19 protein-coding genes and 1 pseudogene are annotated in these 20,875 nt (G+C 38.1%); 17 read left to right on the top strand and 3 right to left on the bottom strand.

All coding sequences use genetic code 11. From position 1 onward, the window contains the following. Window positions 1–130 precede the first annotated feature (130 nt). Window positions 131–358 (top strand): hypothetical protein, encoded by a 228-nt coding sequence (locus V7137_RS03825; RefSeq protein WP_335696832.1) that lies wholly within the window; start codon window positions 131–133, stop codon window positions 356–358. A 108-nt stretch (window positions 359–466) separates the two neighbouring features. Further along, window positions 467–1,006, top strand: a complete 540-nt coding sequence (locus tag V7137_RS03820) for a hypothetical protein (protein WP_335696831.1) — start codon at window positions 467–469, stop codon at window positions 1,004–1,006. 551 nt (window positions 1,007–1,557) lie between these two features. Here the strand turns inward: V7137_RS03820 and V7137_RS03815 are convergent. Then, window positions 1,558–2,574, bottom strand: coding sequence for a LacI family DNA-binding transcriptional regulator (locus tag V7137_RS03815; protein WP_335696830.1), 1,017 nt, complete (start codon window positions 2,572–2,574; stop codon window positions 1,558–1,560). Window positions 2,575–3,011: 437 nt separating this feature from the next. On the opposite strand from V7137_RS03815, the gene V7137_RS03810 reads away from it, so the two are divergent. The 12 genes from V7137_RS03810 (at window position 3,012) to fucU (ending at window position 16,545) form a co-directional block, all read left to right on the top strand. Further along, window positions 3,012–6,542 carry a glycosyl hydrolase family 95 catalytic domain-containing protein gene (locus tag V7137_RS03810; RefSeq protein WP_335696829.1) on the top strand — a complete coding sequence of 1,177 codons (3,531 nt, stop codon included), beginning with the start codon at window positions 3,012–3,014 and terminating at the stop codon, window positions 6,540–6,542. A gap of 282 nt (window positions 6,543–6,824) precedes the next feature. Next, window positions 6,825–6,953: a hypothetical protein gene (locus tag V7137_RS03805; RefSeq protein ID WP_335696828.1), complete on the top strand. Its 129-nt coding sequence runs from the start codon at window positions 6,825–6,827 to the stop codon at window positions 6,951–6,953. 413 nt (window positions 6,954–7,366) lie between these two features. Next, window positions 7,367–8,869, top strand: coding sequence for a sugar ABC transporter ATP-binding protein (locus V7137_RS03800; protein WP_335696827.1), 1,503 nt, complete (start codon window positions 7,367–7,369; stop codon window positions 8,867–8,869). Between the two features lie 28 nt (window positions 8,870–8,897). Beyond that, window positions 8,898–9,887 carry an ABC transporter permease gene (locus V7137_RS03795; protein WP_335696826.1) on the top strand — a complete coding sequence of 330 codons (990 nt, stop codon included), beginning with the start codon at window positions 8,898–8,900 and terminating at the stop codon, window positions 9,885–9,887. Between the two features lie 68 nt (window positions 9,888–9,955). Next, window positions 9,956–10,942, top strand: a complete 987-nt coding sequence (locus V7137_RS03790; RefSeq protein WP_420490086.1) for an ABC transporter substrate-binding protein — start codon at window positions 9,956–9,958, stop codon at window positions 10,940–10,942. A 78-nt stretch (window positions 10,943–11,020) separates the two neighbouring features. Continuing rightward, complete coding sequence (locus tag V7137_RS03785) at window positions 11,021–11,851, top strand: amidohydrolase family protein (RefSeq protein WP_335696825.1); 831 nt, start codon at window positions 11,021–11,023, stop codon at window positions 11,849–11,851. A gap of 35 nt (window positions 11,852–11,886) precedes the next feature. After that, window positions 11,887–12,711: an SDR family NAD(P)-dependent oxidoreductase gene (locus tag V7137_RS03780; RefSeq protein WP_335696824.1), complete on the top strand. Its 825-nt coding sequence runs from the start codon at window positions 11,887–11,889 to the stop codon at window positions 12,709–12,711. Window positions 12,712–12,714: 3 nt separating this feature from the next. Next, the gene (locus tag V7137_RS03775; protein ID WP_335696823.1) at window positions 12,715–13,050 is read left to right on the top strand and encodes a UxaA family hydrolase; all 336 of its coding nucleotides are present in this window, start codon (window positions 12,715–12,717) and stop codon (window positions 13,048–13,050) included. Continuing rightward, the gene (locus V7137_RS03770; RefSeq protein ID WP_335696822.1) at window positions 13,047–14,207 is read left to right on the top strand and encodes a UxaA family hydrolase; all 1,161 of its coding nucleotides are present in this window, start codon (window positions 13,047–13,049) and stop codon (window positions 14,205–14,207) included. Before V7137_RS03775 ends, V7137_RS03770 begins: the two co-directional genes overlap by 4 nt. 47 nt (window positions 14,208–14,254) lie before the next feature. Further along, a complete protein-coding gene (locus V7137_RS03765; RefSeq protein ID WP_335696821.1) occupies window positions 14,255–15,028 on the top strand; it encodes an SDR family NAD(P)-dependent oxidoreductase in 774 nt (257 codons plus the stop codon). Between the two features lie 47 nt (window positions 15,029–15,075). Next, the gene (locus V7137_RS03760) at window positions 15,076–15,999 is read left to right on the top strand and encodes a fumarylacetoacetate hydrolase family protein (protein WP_335696820.1); all 924 of its coding nucleotides are present in this window, start codon (window positions 15,076–15,078) and stop codon (window positions 15,997–15,999) included. 114 nt (window positions 16,000–16,113) lie between these two features. Continuing rightward, window positions 16,114–16,545, top strand: coding sequence for an L-fucose mutarotase (gene fucU, locus V7137_RS03755; RefSeq protein WP_335696819.1), 432 nt, complete (start codon window positions 16,114–16,116; stop codon window positions 16,543–16,545). Window positions 16,546–17,048: 503 nt separating this feature from the next. Here the strand turns inward: fucU and V7137_RS03750 are convergent. Further along, window positions 17,049–17,441, bottom strand: a complete 393-nt coding sequence (locus V7137_RS03750) for a DUF3574 domain-containing protein (protein WP_335696818.1) — start codon at window positions 17,439–17,441, stop codon at window positions 17,049–17,051. 704 nt (window positions 17,442–18,145) lie between these two features. Here V7137_RS03750 and V7137_RS03745 point away from each other — a divergent pair. The 3 genes and pseudogenes from V7137_RS03745 (at window position 18,146) to V7137_RS03735 (ending at window position 20,216) form a co-directional block, all read left to right on the top strand. Beyond that, window positions 18,146–18,818, top strand: a pseudogene (locus V7137_RS03745) (IS6 family transposase). A 403-nt stretch (window positions 18,819–19,221) separates the two neighbouring features. Then, a complete protein-coding gene (locus V7137_RS03740; protein ID WP_335696817.1) occupies window positions 19,222–19,971 on the top strand; it encodes a protease inhibitor I9 family protein in 750 nt (249 codons plus the stop codon). Window positions 19,972–20,027: 56 nt separating this feature from the next. After that, window positions 20,028–20,216, top strand: a complete 189-nt coding sequence (locus V7137_RS03735; RefSeq protein ID WP_256358551.1) for an aspartyl-phosphate phosphatase Spo0E family protein — start codon at window positions 20,028–20,030, stop codon at window positions 20,214–20,216. Between the two features lie 92 nt (window positions 20,217–20,308). On the opposite strand, the gene V7137_RS03730 is transcribed toward V7137_RS03735, so the two are convergent. Continuing rightward, complete coding sequence (locus V7137_RS03730) at window positions 20,309–20,590, bottom strand: hypothetical protein (protein ID WP_335696816.1); 282 nt, start codon at window positions 20,588–20,590, stop codon at window positions 20,309–20,311. Window positions 20,591–20,875 lie beyond the last annotated feature (285 nt).

The raw sequence follows: 20,875 nt of genomic DNA, 5'->3' as shown, positions 1-20,875 counted from the left end.
GTAATAACAGTAGATAAAAGTCCAGCTTAGGAAACTGGCAGGACCATTTAATGCAACTGCATTAAGAAATGGTGAGTGGACATTTGTAGATCTAAGTTCGCATGAAATTATAGTAAACGGAGATTTCTACATGGTTTATATACAGACTGCACCAAATCCGAATTGCCCAGGACTTGCAGCAGATGAAAATGGTAAATATTCAGGACGGAACTATATGTTTGCTGGAGGTGGATTTACTAAAGCACCAGAAGTTTATGGAAACTTCATGATTCCGCAACAGTTAACTATGAAGTTAAAGCACCTGTTATCACATCACCGAGAGATGGATTATTTACGAATCAAAGTACAGTCATTGTAGAAGGAAACTCAGCCCCGACTACCACAGTTACTATATATAATAATGGAGAGAAAGCTGCAACAGTATAAACAGCTAAAAATGGCAGATTCTCTGCACAAATAGAATTGAATGAAGGGGAGAACTCGGTCACTGCTAAAGCCTTCGGCCGCAAATGGTTTAACAGATGCCTCAGCCCCTGTTAAGGTGATATATGACAAGACAAAATCAGAGCTTTCTATTGATAAACCTGTTAACAACTTAAAAACAAATAGGGAGGCAGTGACAGTAGAGGGTACCGTATCAGACCAGAACTTGGATTGGGTTAAAGTAAATGGGCAAAAAGTCGAGAATAATAAAGGTAAATATTCTCATCGCGTCCTTTTATCGGAAGGGGAAAATACTATTCAAGTAATAGCGCAGGATAAAGCTGGAAACATTCTGAAAAAATCTGTAGTGGTTGATGCTAAATTTACAGCTCCATTCGTAGAGAACTTGCAGACAGCAGAAGGTATAATTTTGAAATCAGGCAAATCTTTTAAAATAGAATTTGACAGTGAAGCTGGTTTAAAAACTGTGTTTGCAATCAGAATGCCATTTACGAATACTGTAAACCAATTGGCAAATGCAACTGAATTCCTAATGATGGAAACCTCCCCGGGCATTATGTAGGCTATTATACGGCAACCTCAAAAGTTAAAGCACCTGGCGCAGAGGTTGAAGTAAAAATTTACAGATGCCTATGGAAATGAAACGAGAAAAACTGCAGCTGGTAAACTATTTATTAATGAAAAAGTAATAAAATGAAAAAGCGGAAGCAGTTCAAAACCGTTTCTGCTTTTTTTAAAAAAAATTTGAAGTTTTGTATCCCATTTTTTTTAGGGATAAACTTATGCAAAAACGTATTCATTTTACATAATAAAACATTTTTTTATCGCTTATTGGCAACGATGAAACGGCCTAGATATTTTTTACTGGATTACTAGAACTATAAAAATCAACTATCACTTTCTTGAAGTCTGCATAAATTTATTGTTTGCATTTTGATTCCCCATAAAGGACACATCCTTTCATTATCATTTTAGTCAAATATGGAAAAATTAACTAAGGTGTGTCCATGAAATATACTAGTATCATCAAAAGATGCATCGCAAATTGATACTAATTAAAAGAGATAGAATATGAATGAATCTTAGGCCATTCCTTTGTTTTTTATTGAAATCTTATTTACTACATTTTATAGATGATTTTCTAACCAGCACTTGTGGAGGAAGAATCACTTTTTGTTTTTCTTTAGGACCGTTGCCTTCAATTCTTTCAATAAGAAGTTGAATACCAATATAGCCGAAATTATAGGCAGGCTGTGAAGCTACAGTCAAAAAAGGATTAAAGTCAGGTATTGGATCAGGATCATCAAAACAAACGATTGCGATATCTTTAGGTACATGAATATTTAACTCACGAAGGCTTTTAATTGTATCAATCGCAATAAAGTTGTTTGCAGCAAAAATTGCAGTTGGTCTTTCATCATCTGGTAAAGACATCATCTTTTTAATAAGTGGATATGCATCATTCTGCATGAAAGAAAGATTCGCCAAAAGTTTTTTATTCGGTTTTATCCCAGCGAGCTGCAACGTTTCGATGAAAGCTCTTTCCCGTGCGCGAGCTGTTGAAACATTGGACGGTCCATTGATTAATGCAATTCTGGAATGTCCCTCGTCGATTAAGTGCTCAATTAATTTTCGGGTTCCTTGATAGTTATCACCAAGTACAAGATCACAATCAATTTCCGGAATCTCCCTGTCAATTAAAACAAACGGTATTTTATGTTTGATAAGTGTTCTAAGATTTTTTTTCGACTCATCTCCTGAAGGAGCGATTAAAACTCCATCGACTCCTGCAGAAAGAAGCATTTTAACATATTCCGTTTCTTTTTCCAAGCTTTCATCGCTATTACTAAGAAGCAAGCGATAGCCCATTTGTTTTGCCTTATCCTCCGCACCGCGTGCCACCTTTGTGTAAAAAGGATTTGTAATATCGGTGATGATCAAGGAAAGAATTTTCGATTCTTTTAAAATTAAACTTCTTGCTGCATTATTTGGAATATAATTGAGTTCCTCTATGACTTCTTCAACTTTTTTTCTTGTCTTTTCACTAATTTTTCCAGAGTTGTTGATTACTCTGGATACTGTCATTGGAGAAACGTTAGCCTTTTTAGCGATATCATAAATGGTAATCATGTAGAAGATCCTTTCTAAATCTAATTTTTCCTATTATTAATATAGTTTATAATCAGGGTGACATCAATATTAAACATGTTATCGATAACTCCCTAAGAATTTTATCTGTATAGTCCTTCGTTATATCCACTTAACACGGCTTTATTTTTAATTTCCTTAGTGTTGCTAAAGTGATTAAAAAAATGATTGACATCAAAATGAAAAATTGTTAATTTTATGTTATCGATAACATACAGAAAAGTCAAAAAACTATAATTTGCCAATGTTTGTACCATAGTTGTTGTTTGAAAAGGTTTTGACTCATCCCTTGAATTCGCAGCTACTATTATTGTACAAAAGGCAGATATGGGGGAGTTGATTTGCATGAAATAGTTTGATAGATGTATTACATTTTTTATGATTTCACTAGTTTAAGTATAAAAGGAGGGTGTTTTAATTTGACTAAGAAAAATCCGATAAAGTTACTATTTTCCTCGAATCTTATTTTCATTCTTGCACTTACACTGATTTTTAGTAGTGTAGGTGACACAATTCTTAATGTCAAAGCAATAGAAAAACAGGGAAGTGAAGCTTCTTCAATGAACGGAATTACATATACCGGAAAAGCAGCACCTCCGGATTCCGACCTTGCATTATGGTATCAAAAGCCAGCTGTGGATTGGGAAAAAGAAGCTTTACCAATCGGAAACGGCTATATGGGCGCAATGATTTTCGGTGGTGTAGACCAAGAACACATCCAATTCAATGAAAAAACGCTTTGGACAGGAGGTCCAGGTGAGTGGGAAGGTTATACAGGAGGTAACTGGACAGAACAAAATCTAGAGCCGTTGGCCAACATTCGCCGTCTGATTGAGCAAGAAAAATGGGGCGAAGCTGATCAGGCGGCAAATAGTCTCATGAACACCGATCGTGCATTTGGTGCCTTTCAAAATTTTGGAGACATTTACCTTGATTTTGATTCTTCATCAAAAGTGGAAAACTACCGTCGCGAGCTTGACCTGAAGAATGGCGTCGTACGAGTTACTTATACAGTTGACGGTGTAGCATACAAACGTGAATATTTCGCGAGTTATCCTGACAAAGTGGTAGTGATGCATTTAACAGCAAGTGAACGAGGGAAATTGAGTTTTGCTACTCATTTAACATCACCGCACAAGGATACAAACATTACTGCTTCTGATGGAAGATTACAATTGACGGGCAGTTTAAGCAATAAGATGAACTTTGAGTCACAATTACAGGTAAAGAACGAGGGGGGCTCACTAGAAACTGGCACTGACAAAGTCAATGTACAAAATGCCGACGCTGTTACAATTATTTTGACTGCGGGTACTGACTACGAGCATAAATACCCAACATATAAGGGGGAACATCCGCATGCCCGTGTAACGGAAAACCTTGATGCTACATCGGCAAAATCCTATAATACGCTACTTCGCGCTCATGAAGAAGACTATCATGAGTTATTCAATAGAGTCGAACTCAATATTGGCCAAAAACAGCCCCAAGTCCCAACAGACGAATTGTTAAAGTCCTATACGGGCAATAAACAGGACAGTCAGAGTCGAGCTATTGAAAACCTCTTCTTTCAGTATGGACGGTACCTGCTAATTAGCTCATCCCGTACAGGTTCATTGCCGGCTAATTTACAGGGTGTCTGGAATAACTCAACAAATCCGCCATGGAGTTCAGACTACCATGTGAACATTAACTTGCAGATGAATTACTGGCCAGCGGAAGTGACAAACCTTAGTGAAACGACCCTTCCATTGTTCGATTACATCGATAAAATGCAGGAAAGAGGAAGTGAAACCGCGCGAATCCATTTCGGAGCTGACGGATGGGTTACCCATAACGAAATGAACATATTCGACCATACAGGGCCGAAGAATTGGTGGTCGTCATTCTACTTCCCTGAGGCCGGAGCGTGGCTGACTCAACATTTGTGGGAACATTATGCCTTTACGGGGGATAAAAAGTTTCTTAAGGAAACAGCTTATCCAATCATGAAAGATGCTGCAGAGTTCTGGATCGATAACCTTGTTGTTGATCCTAAAGACGGAAAACTTATCGCCACACCAAGCTACTCACCTGAACAAGGTTCATATTCCGGCGGAGCATCAATGTCACAACAGATTATTTGGGATTTGTTCACAAACACGATCGAAGCGAGTGATATTTTACACGAAGACAAGAAATTCAGTGAACAGTTGAACGAGATCAAACAGAAGCTCGATCCAGGTTTACGGATAGGATCATGGGGACAATTGCAAGAATGGAAACAAGACTGGGATGACCCGGAAAATACACATAGACATGTTTCACACTTGTTTGCATTGCATCCAGGCAGACAAATTTCGCCGTTAACTACGCCTGAATATGCCGAGGCGGCAAAGGAGTCACTTACTGCCCGTGGTGATGGGGGCACTGGGTGGAGTAAAGCGTGGAAAATTAATTTTTGGGCACGTCTCTTGGATGGTAACCATTCACACAAAATGCTTTCTGAACAGTTAAAGCATAGCACGCTGACAAATCTATTCGATACCCATCCGCCGTTTCAAATTGATGGGAATTTCGGAGCAACGTCAGGAGTAGCCGAGATGCTTCTTCAAAGCCATATGGGGATAATTCATTTACTTCCTGCACTACCAGATGCATGGGAGGACGGAAGTTATAAAGGGCTCCGAGCACGAGGCGGATTCACTGTCAACGCAAACTGGAAAGGTGGTCAACCAACAGAGGTTTTACTGACATCAGATAAGGGGAACAAAGCAAAAATAAAAAGCTCAATCTTTAATGGTCCGTTTTCCATCAATCGGGTAGGGGACAACAAAAAGGTAAAATACGAACTGGATGGAGACACCATTACCTTTCAAACCGAACCTGGAAAAACGTATAAAATTGAATCGCTCTTAAGTGTTGAACTTGATGTAATGGAAAGTACGACAGCAGGTGAAACGGTACCGGCCAAGGTGATATTAACTAATCCTGGTACCGAAAATAGTCCTTCGGGAGAGCTGACGTTCGTTACCCCGGAAGGCTGGAATGTTGAACCGGCTAAAATAAGCTTTCCGAGTATAAAGCCGGGAGATTCTTACACAACCGAGGTAAGATTAGGAGTAGCTTTGAATGCTAAGTCGAATAAATATCAGATCAAGGCAGTGGCAAATGTCATGAATGGCTCTGTTGAAGCTTCCAAGGAAATTGATGTACGGTCTGCGGTAGAAATTGTTCAAGTGTCTGTAGTTCCGAAGTCGATTCCTAAGGAGAGTGGAACAGCCACAATACAGGCTACCTTGAAGAATAACCGTTCCAATACTACTAATGGGAAGCTTAAGGTAAATGCCCCAGACAGCTGGACGATTAAACCTATTGAGCAATCTTTTGAGATCTCTGCCAATTCTGAGGATGTTTTCACTTTTGAAGCAATTCCTCCGTCTAATTTTACTGGAGCTGAGGAGTTGAAAGTCTCAGCACTGATCGAAGACACACCGGTCTCTTCATCTAACGTGTCAGTCATTTTAGGTGGTGCCTACCTTAGTGATATGGAATGGGAAAGATCTGTTAACGGCTGGGGACCTATCGAGAGAGATATGAGCAACAATGAACAGCCTGCTGGAGACGGAAAGCCAATTACCTTGAACGGAAAAGTCTATAAAAAAGGAATCGGTGTACATGCAGCATCAGAAATTGTTTATGATCTTGGCGGTGATTACTCACGTTTCACCTCAGAAGTTGGTATAGACGATGAGATGGGAGACACCACTTCTGCGAGTGTGGTATTCCAAGTTTGGGGAGATGGAAATAAACTTTTTGATAGTGGTCTAATGAAGGCTGCTTCCGAAACAAAGAAAGTTGATATCAGTGTGGAAGGGATACACCAGCTTAAACTGATCGTGACCGATGGCGGTAATGGCAATGGAGCCGATCACGGTGATTGGGCAGATGCATGGTTGAGTAGTAATTAACATTGTACATGTCAAACAATAACAGTTTTCTAATCGGATACGGGACAGAATCTACAAATGCGTAAAGAGAGTGTAATCTCTTGGGGCATATAACAGTGCTTACTAACGACCGAACATTTAAAAATATTGGAGAAACGGTTGAAAATCCCTTATCCTCATGAATCTCTAAAGCAGTATGAGAACGAGGGTGAAATCGAATAGCTACTTGAAACTCAGTTAAAGAATAATATTGCAAAGGCTGGACATAACGATGAAAAAAAGCATGTTGAACAGGCGGTTAATATGAAGGATCTTAATAATAAAGCGCTTGAAAATCATATGTCTGAGAAGGATCGTGCTGATCTTGATGAAGATGCAACTCTGCCAATAGAACGTTGGAATGCTATGGAATGCCTAACGAACCGATTATAAAGATTAAATCTTTTAAACACCCAATCATTCGTGAAGGGGACACTTACTTGTCAGAAAGTAGGTGTCCTAATATTTATCTCTTAATTATGTTGACGGATAGATTAAGGTTCCATTTATGTTAAATAAGTTAAGAAATCATTCCCTAAAGGAGCGATTAAAAACTCACATCCACTATGTGACTGTAGAAACCTAAGCAATATAGCAACTTCAAAATGATAACCATGTCAAGTTCCTTTCTCACAATCTATATTTCTAAATTTAATATATGTATAAACAGGTTGACGTCAATAATTAAAAATGATACTTTTTTGTTATCGATAACATACTAAAAATTCAATAAATTATAACACCATTGCTGTTTGTCGGGTTTAATAGTGGTAATAGAAAATAATGCAATTAAGGCTGGTGGTAAAATGCGTTCTAGTTTGCTTAGGATGGAAGGGATTTACAAAGGGTTTCCAGGAGTTCAAGCTCTATCCAATGTGCGGCTCGAATTAGAAGCAGGTGAGGTGCTTGCTCTTATTGGTGAAAATGGTGCCGGAAAATCGACTCTTATGAAGATTCTTACCGGTATTTATCAAAAAGATGAAGGAAAAATAGTTTATCAAGGTAGGGAAGTAGATATTTCGAATACAAAAACAGCACAAGACTTGGGCATCAGTATTATTCACCAAGAACTCAATCTAATGCCTGATCTAACGGTTGCACAGAATATTTTTATCGGACGAGAGCCGAGAAAAGTATTTAATTTAATTATAAATGACAACGAACTTAATAAGAAGGCACAGCAATTATTTGACCAATTGAATCTGAACCTCGATCCTCGTGCATTCGTTTCTGAACTAACAGTGGCAAAGCAGCAAATGGTTGAAATAGCAAAAGCGCTTTCCTTTCAATCAAAAGTATTGATTATGGATGAACCTACAGCAGCCTTAACAGACTCTGAGATAGAAACGCTATTTAAAATCATCAATCAGCTTAGGAAAAATGGGGTAGGCATTATCTACATTTCTCACCGTATGGAAGAGCTAAAACGAATTTCCGATAGAATTACGGTTATGCGTGACGGAAGCTATGTCGATACGGTAACAACAAAGGATGTTTCGATCGACAAGATTATTTCGATGATGGTGGGCAGAGAAATCGATCAAAATTCAAAACCTATTGTAGATAAGGTAAGCAGCACAAAGGTTCTTGAAGTAAAGAATATGAATCGAGGTTCCATTCTTAAAGATGTCAGCTTTCATTTAAATAAGGGAGAGATTCTCGGTTTTGCGGGCCTTATGGGTGCCGGCCGTACAGAGGTAGCACGCACACTTTTTGGTGCAGACCGTATTGATTCAGGAGAAATATACCTACATGGAGAAAAAGTACGAATAAGAAGTCCACATGATGCCGTTAGGCGTGGGATCGGGTACCTTTCAGAAGATCGCAAGCGGTTCGGGTTGATGGTAGATATGGATGTAAAAACAAATATAGCCATTGCCTCGCTTAATGAATTCAGACAACCTTTTGGTTGGACGAAAGATTCAGAGATTGCCACTGTTTCAGAAGAAATGGTGAAAATGTTAAGAGTTAAGACACCAAGTATCAATCAGCAAGTGAAGTTCCTTTCAGGTGGAAATCAACAGAAGGTTGTTATCAGCAAATGGTTAATACGTGACTGTGATATTTTGATTTTTGACGAGCCTACTCGGGGAATTGACGTTGGAGCAAAAGGCGAAATTTATAATCTCCTAAATGAGTTAGCGGCCCAAGGTAAATCAATTATCATGATTTCCTCGGAGCTGCCTGAAATTCTTCGTATGAGCCATCGTATTATTGTCATGTGCGAAGGAAGAATCACCGGTGATATCAATTTTGAAAACGCTTCACAGGAAGCGATCATGAAGTATGCAACTCAACGTATAAGCTAGTTTCTAATAATTAATTGGAGGGAGCAAAATGAAAGTAGAATCAGTGAACTTGCCATTGAAGAAAAAAATACCGATACAATCTGGGGCAGTGCAGCAGTTATTGGCGTTTGCCAGCTTAATCATTCTAATTCTTTTCTTTTCTATTTCATCAAGTAATTTTTTTCAATTTTCTAATATTATAGGAATCCTGCTTTCAACTTCCGTGACCGGAATCCTAGCTTTAGGTGCCACATTTGTCATTATTACGGGGGGCATTGATTTATCTGTAGGGACTGTAATGACTATGTGTTCAGTCATGGCAGGTGTATTTATCACTTCTTGGGGATTGCCCATGCCTTTGGGCGTATTGGGAGGAATCTTAACGGGAGCCATTTCCGGTTTATTGGCAGGATTAGCTGTAGCCAAGCTGAAAATCCCTCCGTTTATTGCAACGTTAGCGATGATGATGATTGCAAAGGGATTGGCTTTAGTTATTTCTGGAACAAAGCCGATTTATTTTACGGCTAGTCCCGGGTTCCCTAAGATTTCTACAGGTTCCATTGTTGCCGGGTTTGAAATTCCAAATGCAGTTTTAATCTTTTTCGGAATGGCAGTACTGGGTGGTTTAATCTTAAATAAAACGATTATTGGAAGATATACCTTTGCTCTTGGCAGTAATGAGGAAGCTACTCGTCTTTCAGGTGTAAACGTGAATTTCTGGAAAGTGATTATTTATACGATAGCCGGTGTTTTTACAGGTGTTGCAGGCATTTTAATGGCTTCGCGATTAAACTCTGCTCAACCGGCACTTGGAATGGGTTATGAGTTGGAAGCGATTGCAGCAGTTGTTATTGGTGGAACATCTCTTAGCGGTGGAAAAGGAACCATTTTAGGCACGGTAATTGGCGCTTTAATTATGAGTGTTTTGACAAATGGATTACGTATCCTTTCAGTTCCACAAGAATGGCAAACGGTTGTTGTTGGATTTGTTGTTCTTTTAGCTGTTTATGCCGATAACCTGCGCAGGAAAAAGGCATAAAAATTTCACTATTGGTACTAGCTCCAATAGGAACTATATACATTATTAACCTTAAGGGGGAGAAGGATTTGAAAAAAAGGCTATCATTTTTAATGCTTTTAGTGTTGATTGTTGTAACTGTTCTAAATGCATGCTCGTCATCTGAAAAAACAGAGGGAGAATCATCAGGTGGAGGAAAGAGTGACAAAATCTATATTCCGGTTGTTTCAAAAGGGTTCCAGCATCAATTCTGGCAAGCTGTGAAACAAGGTGCTGAAAAAGCAGCTGAAGAATTCGATGTTGAAGTAACATTCGAAGGTCCTGAGAGCGAATCACAAGTCGACAAACAAATCGAGATGCTGCGAGCTGCCCTTGATAAAAGTCCTGATGCTATTGGTTTCGCAGCACTTGATAGCCAGGCGGCAATTCCTCTTCTTGAAGAAGCGAAACAAAAAGATATTCCTGTAATCGCGTTTGACTCTGGGGTGGAAAGTGATATACCAGTAGCTACTGCTGCTACTGACAACGTAGCTGCTTCCGCTCTTGCAGCAGATAAGATGGCAGAGTTAATTGGGGAAAAAGGAAAAATTGCTTTAATTGTACACGATCAAACGAGTCGTACCGGTATTGACCGTCGTGACGGATTTGTCAATCAAATTAAAGATAAATATCCGGATATTGAAATCGTTGATATCCAATATGGCGGAGGTGACCACCTGAAATCAACTGACCTTGCAAAAGCAATCATGCAAGCTCATCCAGATTTAAAAGGAGTTTTTGGTTCCAATGAAGGTTCTGCTATTGGTGTTGTAAATGCTGTGAAAGAGATGAAAAAGGAAGGCGACCTTGTAGTAATTGGTTACGATTCCGGAAAACAACAAATCGAAGCAATTAAGAGCGGGCTTATGGCAGGGGCAATCACTCAAAATCCGATTGGTATCGGCTATGAAACAGTAAAAGCAGCCGTTCAAGCGAAAAAAGGCGAAAAGATTGAAAAGAATATCGATACTGGGTTCTTCTGGTACGATAAAAACAATATTGATAGTGAAGAGATCAAGGCTGTCCTTTATGAATAAAATCATGAGGTTGCTCAGAATGAGCAGCCTCTAATTATCACCAAAAATTATTCACCATTTTACGAAGGGGATGCTGATATGAGAATTGACTCACACCAACACTTTTGGACACTTTATCGAGGAGATTACGGTTGGTTAACCCCTGAATTGAGAGTCTTATATCGCGATTATTTGCCAACGGATTTACTTGTTCATCTAAAGGAAAATCAATTTGATCGAACGATTCTGGTCCAGGCCGCCCCTACACTAGCAGAAACAGAATATTTATTAAGGCTGTATGAACAGAATGATTTTATTGCCGGTGTTGTCGGTTGGTTAAACTTGGAATCAGCTAATTTTGAAATAGAGTATAAGAGATTTAAAAGCCATTACGGATTTGTCGGAATAAGGCCAATGTTACAGGATTTAGACGATGATCAGTGGATTTTGCGTCCTGAAGTTATTAACAACATTCAGTTGTTGGTGCATGATGATTTTCCAATTGACATTTTGGTTTTTCCCCGACATCTTCCTTACATTATTAAACTGTTAAAAATATTTCCGAATTTAAGAGCTGTTATTAACCATATTGCAAAACCAGACATCGCCAATGGCATTCTGGAACCTTGGAAGGATCATATGGCTGAAATAGCCATTTACGAAAAAGTGATGTGTAAATGTTCAGGAATGATAACGGAAGCAAAACATCCATTTTCTTCCTCCGATATACAACCATATGTCCAACATATTATTAGTGTATTTGGTGCGAAGAAGGTAATGTTTGGGAGCGATTGGCCTGTATGTCTATTAGCTGGAGACTATAAACAAGTTTATGAAACATTAAAAGAAACATTGCCAGAGAACTTATCAAGAAACGACTTACAAGGCATTTTTGGTAAAAATGCCGCTAGATTTTATAAGCTGCACTAAGATGAGGCAGACAACGAAAGCTAGGAGGATTAAGAATGAGATTACACAACAAAGTAGCTATCATCACTGGTGGCGCTAGTGGAATCGGAGAGACGTCTGCACAATTATTTGCTTCAGAAGGAGCAAAAGTGATCATTGCTGACATCGATCAAGAAAAAATAGATCGGTTAGTTCAAAGCATACAAAGTAAAGGATATCAGGCACACGGCATGAAGTGTGACGTGTCCAATGAATTTGACGTTAAACAATTAATGACCACTGCAGTCAATTCATTCACTAAGATTGACATTCTTTTTAATAATGCCGGAACCATATTACCTAAGAAGCTACAGGAGATCACGAGTGATGAATGGGATAACCTTTTTGAAATTAACGTGAAAAGCATGTATCTAACCATCAAATATGCGACCGATTGTCTCAGAAATTGTAAAGGAAGCATTATTAATATGGCTTCCATGACAGGAGTGGTTGGTCAGCAAAACAACGCCGCTTATTCCGCAACGAAAGGGGCGGTCATTGCCTTAACCAAAGCGATGGCAATCGATTTTGCCCCATATGAAGTAAGAGTCAATTCATTAAGTCCAGCTGGGGTAAGAACACCTTTATTCGAAAACTGGTTACAAAAACAGGAGAACACGGAACAGGCGCGAGAAGCGCAAGATCGCTCCCATTTGTTAGGCAGGACGGCCTCATCGTTAGAAATTGCAAACGTTGCCTTATTTCTAGCCAGTGATGATTCATCTTTCGTGACAGGTGAGAATATTGTTGTTGACGGTGGTGCAACGATCGGCTATGCTGCGGGTCCCAAACCGGAATGGGATCATGTGCAACTTAAAAAAATCAGTAAAAGTGAGGTGTAAAAAATGGCAGAACATTCATTTGAAGCAGGTGTATCTTGCATTGTAATGGACGCAAAAGATAATGTAGTAACTTTACTTCGTGACATGAAAGAAGGTGAAAAAATTTCATATAGCGTAAACGGAGTCCAGTCTACATTAACTCTTCTTCAAAATGTGAAATTTGGTCATAAAGCAGCGCTTTGTCCGATTCGCAAAGGGGAACATGTTATTAAGTATGGTGATTCAATCGGTGCTGCGACTGAGTTTATTGATGAAGGAGAACATGTCCATGTCCATAATATTGAAGGCATTCGAGGACGGGGAGATTGTAAAACAGAACAGGAAGTGAAATCACAATGACAATAATTAAAGGATATCGCAGAGCGGATGGAAAAGCAGGTATACGAAACCATGTTTTACTAATGCCGACTGTTGTTTGCGCAAACCAGGTAGTTAACAGAATCGGGCAACAAGTATCTGGAACTGTCGCGATTCCCCATCAACATGGTTGCAGCCAGGTAGGTGACGATAAGGAAAGGACACATCGAGTACTTGTAGGAATGGGGAAAAATCCAAACGTCGGAGCTGTTTTAATCGTCAGCCTTGGGTGCGAAGTAATGAACGCCAAACAAATTAGGGATGAAATTAGAGAGACAGGAAAGCCAGTCTTATGGATAGACATACAAGATGAAGGAGGATCAGTGAAAGCCATTCAAAAAGGGATAGAGGCTGCTCGAGAGCTTGTCTCGCAAGTTGAACAAACCCCTCAAGAAGACATTCATTTATCTGAAATTATTGTCGGAGTGAAGTGCGGTGGATCAGATGCAACATCCGGGTTATGCAGCAATCCTGCTTTAGGAAAAGCTTCGGATCTAATCATTAGCGAAGGCGGAAGCATCGTAATGGGCGAGACAACTGAAATTATCGGTGCAGAACATATTGTAGCGGAGAAAGCTGTCTCCGAAGATGTCCGCGAAAAACTTTATTCATGTGTCGAAAAGTTTGAAAAAGAAATCGAACGTATGGGAGTCGATATGCGCGGCGGCAATCCAAGCCCTGGAAATATCGAGGGTGGACTCTCGAGCATTGAAGAAAAATCGTTAGGATGCATTAGTAAAGCAGGGACTTCATCCTTGCAAGGTGTAGTGGAATACGCAGAACCTATCCCTGGTAGAGGCTTTTATTTTATGGATTCGCCGGGTAATGATATTGAATGTGTTTCGGGCATGGCAGCAGCAGGTGTAAACGTTGTATGTTTTACAACAGGGCTCGGGACTCCGACAGGAAACCCGATCGTTCCAGTCATTAAAATTACTGGAAACGAACGAACCGGAAAACGTATGGCTGATAACATTGATATTGATACAAGCAATGTGCTACAAGGAAAAGAAACCTTAGAACAAGCTGGAAAACATATTTTTAAGGAAATTGTTAATGTAGCAACCGGCAGTTTAACAAAGGCAGAAATTCTTGGTCATCAAGAATTCAGTATTAATCGAATCGGCATTAGTTTATAAGATTCCTATTTTCCAAGTATGGATATATAACGAGAGGTGTGAATGTTATGAGATTAAAGGGGAAAATTTGTCTAATCACAGGGGCTGGTTCTGGCATAGGAAAAAGCACAGCACTTCTTTTTGCAAAAGAAGGTGCCGTTGTGGTTGTAAATGATATCAATGAAAATGATGGAGATCAGACAGTAGATGAAATTACTCAATTAGGCACAGAAGCACTTTTCATTAAGGCTGATGTAACGGATTCCTGCTCGGTCAAAGAAATGATCCAACATGTTATCGACAAATACTCTAGAATTGATGTTCTTTTTAACAATGCCGGCATAAGCGGTGTAGGCCAGCTGCATGAAATTGAACCAGAAGACTGGGATAGAGTGATCAATGTCAATATTAAAGGCGTTTATTTGCCGAGTAAATATGCCTTGCCCCATATGATGAAGAGAAAACGCGGCTCCATTATTAACATGTCATCATGTATTGCTGAAATTGGTCTGGCGCGAAGAGCTTCTTATGCTACGACAAAAGGAGCCGTTTTATCACTTACAAAATCAATGCAGGTGGATTATGCTCCCTACAATATTCGTGTGAATGCTTTGTTGCCTGGAACGATTTTCACTCCTTTCGTGGAAAACTATTTAAAAACATCTTACGACAATCCAGACGAAGCAATTGAACAAATCAAAACCCGTCAATTAAGCGGTGAACTTGGAAGACCGGAAGATGTTGCAAATGCTGCACTATTTTTAGCATCGGATGAATCTAAGTTTATGATGGGATCTCCACTTTATGTTGATGGCGGTGTCGTCTTTGGTAAAAATGCGTAAAAGAATAGAGCATATAAAAGCTTGATAGATTAAGAGGAGGAGTATAGGTGAAACTTTTAACTTTTGTAAAGGATGGGATGCCATCTCTTGGTGTGAAAACAACCAACGGGATCGTTGATGTGGAAGCTGCTTTATCCAGTATTGGAGGCGATAACATACCATCAAAAGTGATGGAAGTTATCGAAGGCGGACTCCCAGCATTGTCTGCATTAGAAAGTTTTGTAACTGGTCTTGAAATTTCTGAGGGTGTTCCATATGTCTTGGATGAAAATAATATACAATGGGGGCCATGTGTCACACATCCAAATAAAATCATTTGTGTCGGACTTAATTACCGGAAGCATGCGGATGAAACAAATGCACTTTATCCTGAAGTACCGATCCTTTTTAACAAGTTTAATAATACATTGACAGGTCATCATTGTCAGATTGCCGTGCCTAAAGTGACTGAAAAGCTTGACTATGAAGTAGAGCTAGGTGTAGTTATTGGAACGAGGGCAAAAGATGTTTCACAAGATATCGCTCTTGATCATGTTTTTGGGTATTGTACAGTAAATGATTTGTCTGCAAGAGATTTGCAGCTTAAGACCCCACAATGGCTGCTTGGTAAAACATGTGATGACTTTAGTCCTATGGGTCCTTATTTGGTCACGGCCGATGAAGTCGGAGATCCTCAAAACCTACGTTTAAAGACAATTGTCAATGGGGAGGTACGCCAAAATTCGACTACGGCAGATATGATTTTTTCCGTTTCCGAAATTGTAAGTTATATTTCCAAACATATGACTCTAGTTCCCGGTGACATCATATTAACAGGTACTCCTGAAGGAGTTGTGTTAGGATTGCCAGAAGAAAAACAAGTTTATTTAAAGCCTGGCGATGTTGTGACGGTTGAAGTAGAAAACCTAGGTGCATTAACAAATAGATTTGTTCCAGAAAAGGTGCTGGATAAAGAATTGAATAGGGTATAAATCGCCACTATCCAATTTTATACTATTTCTTTTAAATGAAAACATCGAAAACTAAAGCTTTCCGCAGGATTGTCGGTAAGGCACATTCTTTTTTTGAGGAAAAGAGGTATGTTTATGTTGAAGGGTATACCGTTCATACTGTCCCCTGAACTAATAAAAATCCTCATGGAGATGGGACACGGTGATGAAATAGTGTTCGCAGATGGGAATTTTCCTTCTGCAAGCTGTGCACAAAGAATCGTAAGAGCTGACGGTCATGATATTCTGGAATTGTTAGATGCCACATTAAAATTTTTTCCACTCGATACATATGTAGAAAATCCAGTATCTTTAATGGAAGTAGTACCGGGAGACGACACGAAGCCAGTAATCTGGGAAGAGTACAGAATGATCGTAAAGAAACATGATGAATCGTTTACAGACTTTGATATGGTAGAAAGGTTTGCTTTTTATGAACGAGCAAAAAAAGCATTTGCCATAGTTGCTACTAGTGAAAAGGCGACATATGCAAACGTTATTCTTAAAAAAGGTGTTGTAAGGGAATAGGGGTTTTCAACAGAAGTTTAAACTTCCTCGGATGAAATTGTTAAGGACTTTTTATAATGAAATATAAAATTTTTTTATCATATGAGTAATTTTTGGGATTATTCAAGAGAGAATGGTTTAAAACACTATTCTATTCCAAAGTGTTTTAGGTTTTTTGATGGAATTGGTATAGAATAATTATTTAGGGCAAATCCTGTATATTGGTTTTAGTGTTGGTGATATACCGAAATGATTATGAGAAAAGAAAGAAAGAAAAGAGAAGCACCCCTTCGTCGTACATGGACGAAGAGCTTCTCTTTTTCATTCAGGGTTACGGAAAAATTTGTAACTATGAGCATAGTAGTACACCTAGTAACGCTATACAAAAAGGGGTTTCTCTTAAAAACTTATACTTTAGGGACATCCCCTCTTTTTGTTCTTTGCCATAAAAGGTATAGCAGTTACTCGATAAAATACATTTTCCCATTCACTTCAAGAGATACGGATGATTGTTTCATCTCTTCCTAAAGAGATTTAGCGTAGGCAACTACTTCATTTATTTTTTTCTTATTCAAATCTCCTGCGAAGCTATAGACGATGGATAATTTTTCCTTCACTAACTGATCATTATCTGAGAGCCAGGCTCCTGTCCCATCGATTGCTGTTGCCCCTCCAAACATTTTTGAGAATATCTCTAGCGATTTATTAACATATGGTGTGTTATCAATGGGTTGATCTACATTATATGTAGATGGAATGTAGATTTTCACAATGTCTTTAAGGTAGAATTGCCCCTTTAAAGCAGAAGTTTGCTTTATTTCAGGTGCTTTTGGCTGTTGTGCAGCATACACCGCATTCCCAAAAAAAGCAGCTAACACAATTGGGATGATCCAATAAAAAAATTTTTTCCTTTTCAACAATAGGCCTTCTTTTTTAATAAAAATGTAACTGGGAATACCGTGGTGACTTTCATTCTTTTAATTTATACATGAAACAATGTGTTTTGAATGGGTAATTTTTACTCTTTTTCTAATTTTTTATAACCTTCTCTTCTATATTAAGATACAGATTCCCTTTCCAAAGAATGTGACTTAATTTTCGCTTTTGTTCAAGTTGGAGCCTAAATGTAAAAAGAAGGACGCTTGGGATTTTTTTTCGTTAAAAAGAAAGTGGGCCTTGGGGTACAAATTATTGATGTAAAACAATCCTTTGCTTTCTTTAGATTGATTTTACAATTTCTAAATGTTGGATTAAGAAATTAGCAATGGTGATTTAGTCCCGATCCTAGTTACTGAGAACAAGGTAAAAGTAAAAACCTCTATCATTACGTTGAAGGAAAAAGAAAACGTAGTAACAATTCAATCTTTTATTAATGTAATCCAAAAAATTTGGAATAGCATTTCTACTATGGAGTAAAAAAGTCGAACGATATTATTTTAGTAGTGATATAACACCGTTATTAGTGGCGAGGTAACGTTATGACAGGTGGAACAGGTTCTGGTGCAATAACTTTAGAGCAATTGCAATGAATCTCTAACTCTTGGACATACTGATACTATTACTTTAAACAAGGTGTGTAATCAGTATGGAAAAACAAAATTTGTTCAAATGGAAGCATTAACTGGCTGACAATCTTTTGTTAACGGTGAGATGTATCTACGGTACACACTTATTTTTCGTGATTTAGTGGAAATGATGGAGGAACGGGGCTTATCCATTGCTCACACAATCATTATGCGTTGGATACATCAATATGGTCCTGAATTGGATAAGAGAATCCGTCGTCATTTCAAAAAAACCAATGACTCATGGAGAGTGGACTAAACGTACATCGAAGTAAAAGGACAATGGATGTATTTATATTGTGCAGTCGATTCAACAGGAAATACCATTGACTTTTTCCTTGGTAAAACGAGAGATGCCAAATCAGCCAAGCGCTTTTTGAAAAAAGCCCTGGCTTTTTCGTATGTTGCCAGACCTCGTGTAATAACAGTAGATAAAAAGTCCAGCTTATCCAGTAGCGATTCAACAGTTGAAAAATGAAAAAAAGATGCCGGAAAGCATCCAAATAAGACAAGTAAAATATCTGAACACCATCGTGGAACAGGATCATCGATTCATTAAGAGGCGAGTCCTTCTAATGTTAGGGTTCAAGTCTTTTGACACAACTATATCCATTCTTTCAGGAGTAGAAGCCATGCAAATGATTAAAAAAGAACAGATTGATTTACAAGATCAGTCTGTCCAAAATTCAGAAAGGATTCATCCCTCAATTGTTTAGGCTTGTAGCATAAGATACGATTCCACTAGGAATATATCGATATATTCTCTTTTATTTTATCTTTGCACCAGAACCTGATTTTTTGGATTTTGCATATTAGTATAGTGCTGAATATCAATAAAATAATGTTATGGTTACCATAATATTTCATGATTTTACAATAAACGCGTAAAAACTTAAAGTTTTAATATAAGATGCAGTAGCCAAGAATATTAACTGAAGCAGCTTATATTATATATTTGGTTCTGGTGCAAGAACTTCAAAACACTTGCAATGAATCTCTAACTCTTGGACATACGGATAATATTACTCTAAAAAAGAGGCATGGTCAGTGTAGAAAATTCGGAATTTTAAGAAAATGACGGTTGATTACTAGTATTCTGAAATGTTTATCAAAATTAGAAAGCGAGGGTATTATGGAATTTAATTCATTACTTAAGAAAGCAGCTGCTATGGCATTTTCAGCTGGCTTAATAATCTCACCTATTCATTCGGTACTTTCCATTGAAGCAGTAGCACAAGAACTTAAGACAGCGGACATTCTGTCATCTTTAACAAAGGAACAACGTGAAGCATTGCATAAATTGCAAGTGAACAAGCCTACAGGCCTGCAAGGATTCAGTGAGGCGGAGTTGGCTTCGAAAGAAGATATATCCGTCATTGTCCAATTCAAATCGGATCCTAGTAAAGTAGCTGTATTAGCAGCTGCTGCAAAAGGCAAAACATTAAAAATTGAAGACGCTGCTGCGAAAGTAGAGAAAGAACATAAAACGTTTAAAGAAGACATCAAAAAACACTTGCCTCAAGAGAACTCTAAAACAAAAAGCATTTCTAGCTCCATCACCCAGACCTTTAAAAAAGCTTATAACGGCGTATCGATGACATTGCCAGCCGATCAAGTAAAACTCCTATTGGAATCTGATGTTGTCCAAGCTGTTTACAAAAACCAGACCTTTACGGTTGATCCTATTGTTGATCCTATTAAGCAAGATCTTCCAACAGATGTTGATAGAGAAATCACAACTTCTGTTGAGAGTATTCCTTATTTTAAGATTGACAAGTTACATAAGGAAGGCATTACCGGAGAAGGCGTAAAAGTAGCTGTTCTTGATACTGGGATTGACTATAATCACCCTGATTTAAAGGATGCATACAAAGGTGGTTAGGGCCGCTAATTTCGGCAATCACATCAAGATAGAATTCTTACTGGAGAGTTATTTGAATGGAGAGTAAAGAGATGGCTACTTTATTAAAACAGGTAACAAAAGAGATAGAGGAAAAAAGAAATGAATTATTTGATATTAATAAGCGGTATGGATTTCTTCATTCCAAAACCATTCAATGTAGTCAAGAGTTAGACAATTTATTAAATCAGTTATTCAAAATAAGGCATGATGGGGTGTGGTATTAAGCCATCCTATATACAAAATTTATCAATTGCAAAGGCTTCTTTTGATGTTTTCTTACAAATTGAAGTAACTTTATTTCGTATTATTTGGACTATTACTGAAAAGAATTTACGAAGTTATAATGGATACGAATATCACCTTGGCTGTTACAGGTAATCTTCTCAACAAGTGAATGTAATACTTGAGAGGTAAGATCTTTAAGCGAAAGAAAATCTTTAAGCTTATTTCCCATTTCAAGAGTGTAGTTCTCATTTGTACACTCTTCGAGTTTCTTTATAAGCTGAGTCTTAGCCAAATCTAATTCTTTTAGGTTTTGATCAGTTAGTTCTTTGTATTCAATTAAATCTTCCTTGGAAATTAAATTGTCGCTAAACATATTCACGTAATCCAACTTTCTCTTGGTATCAAACTTTCTTCTTTCATTCAGATAGAGGTGTTCAATATGCTTGTCATATTCCTAAAATGCAGTTGAGGTTTTAAAGCTTGATATATTGAAAAAACCATATATGATACTTCCTGTTTGTCTGTTAATACATATAACATGGTCTACTGCAGCAATCAGTGAACTCCATGTAGGCTAAAATTATCCGACTATCAAAAAAACAAAGAATAGTCAAAATTTAGATAAAATATATCATTAAGTATTAACTTAGTTTGTTCT

Source organism: Neobacillus drentensis, assembly GCF_036962765.1.
Taxonomy (GTDB): domain Bacteria; phylum Bacillota; class Bacilli; order Bacillales; family Cytobacillaceae; genus Neobacillus; species Neobacillus drentensis_C.
The sequence above is the reverse complement of the archived record's forward strand: the minus strand, read 5'-3'. Positions and strand labels throughout refer to the sequence as shown.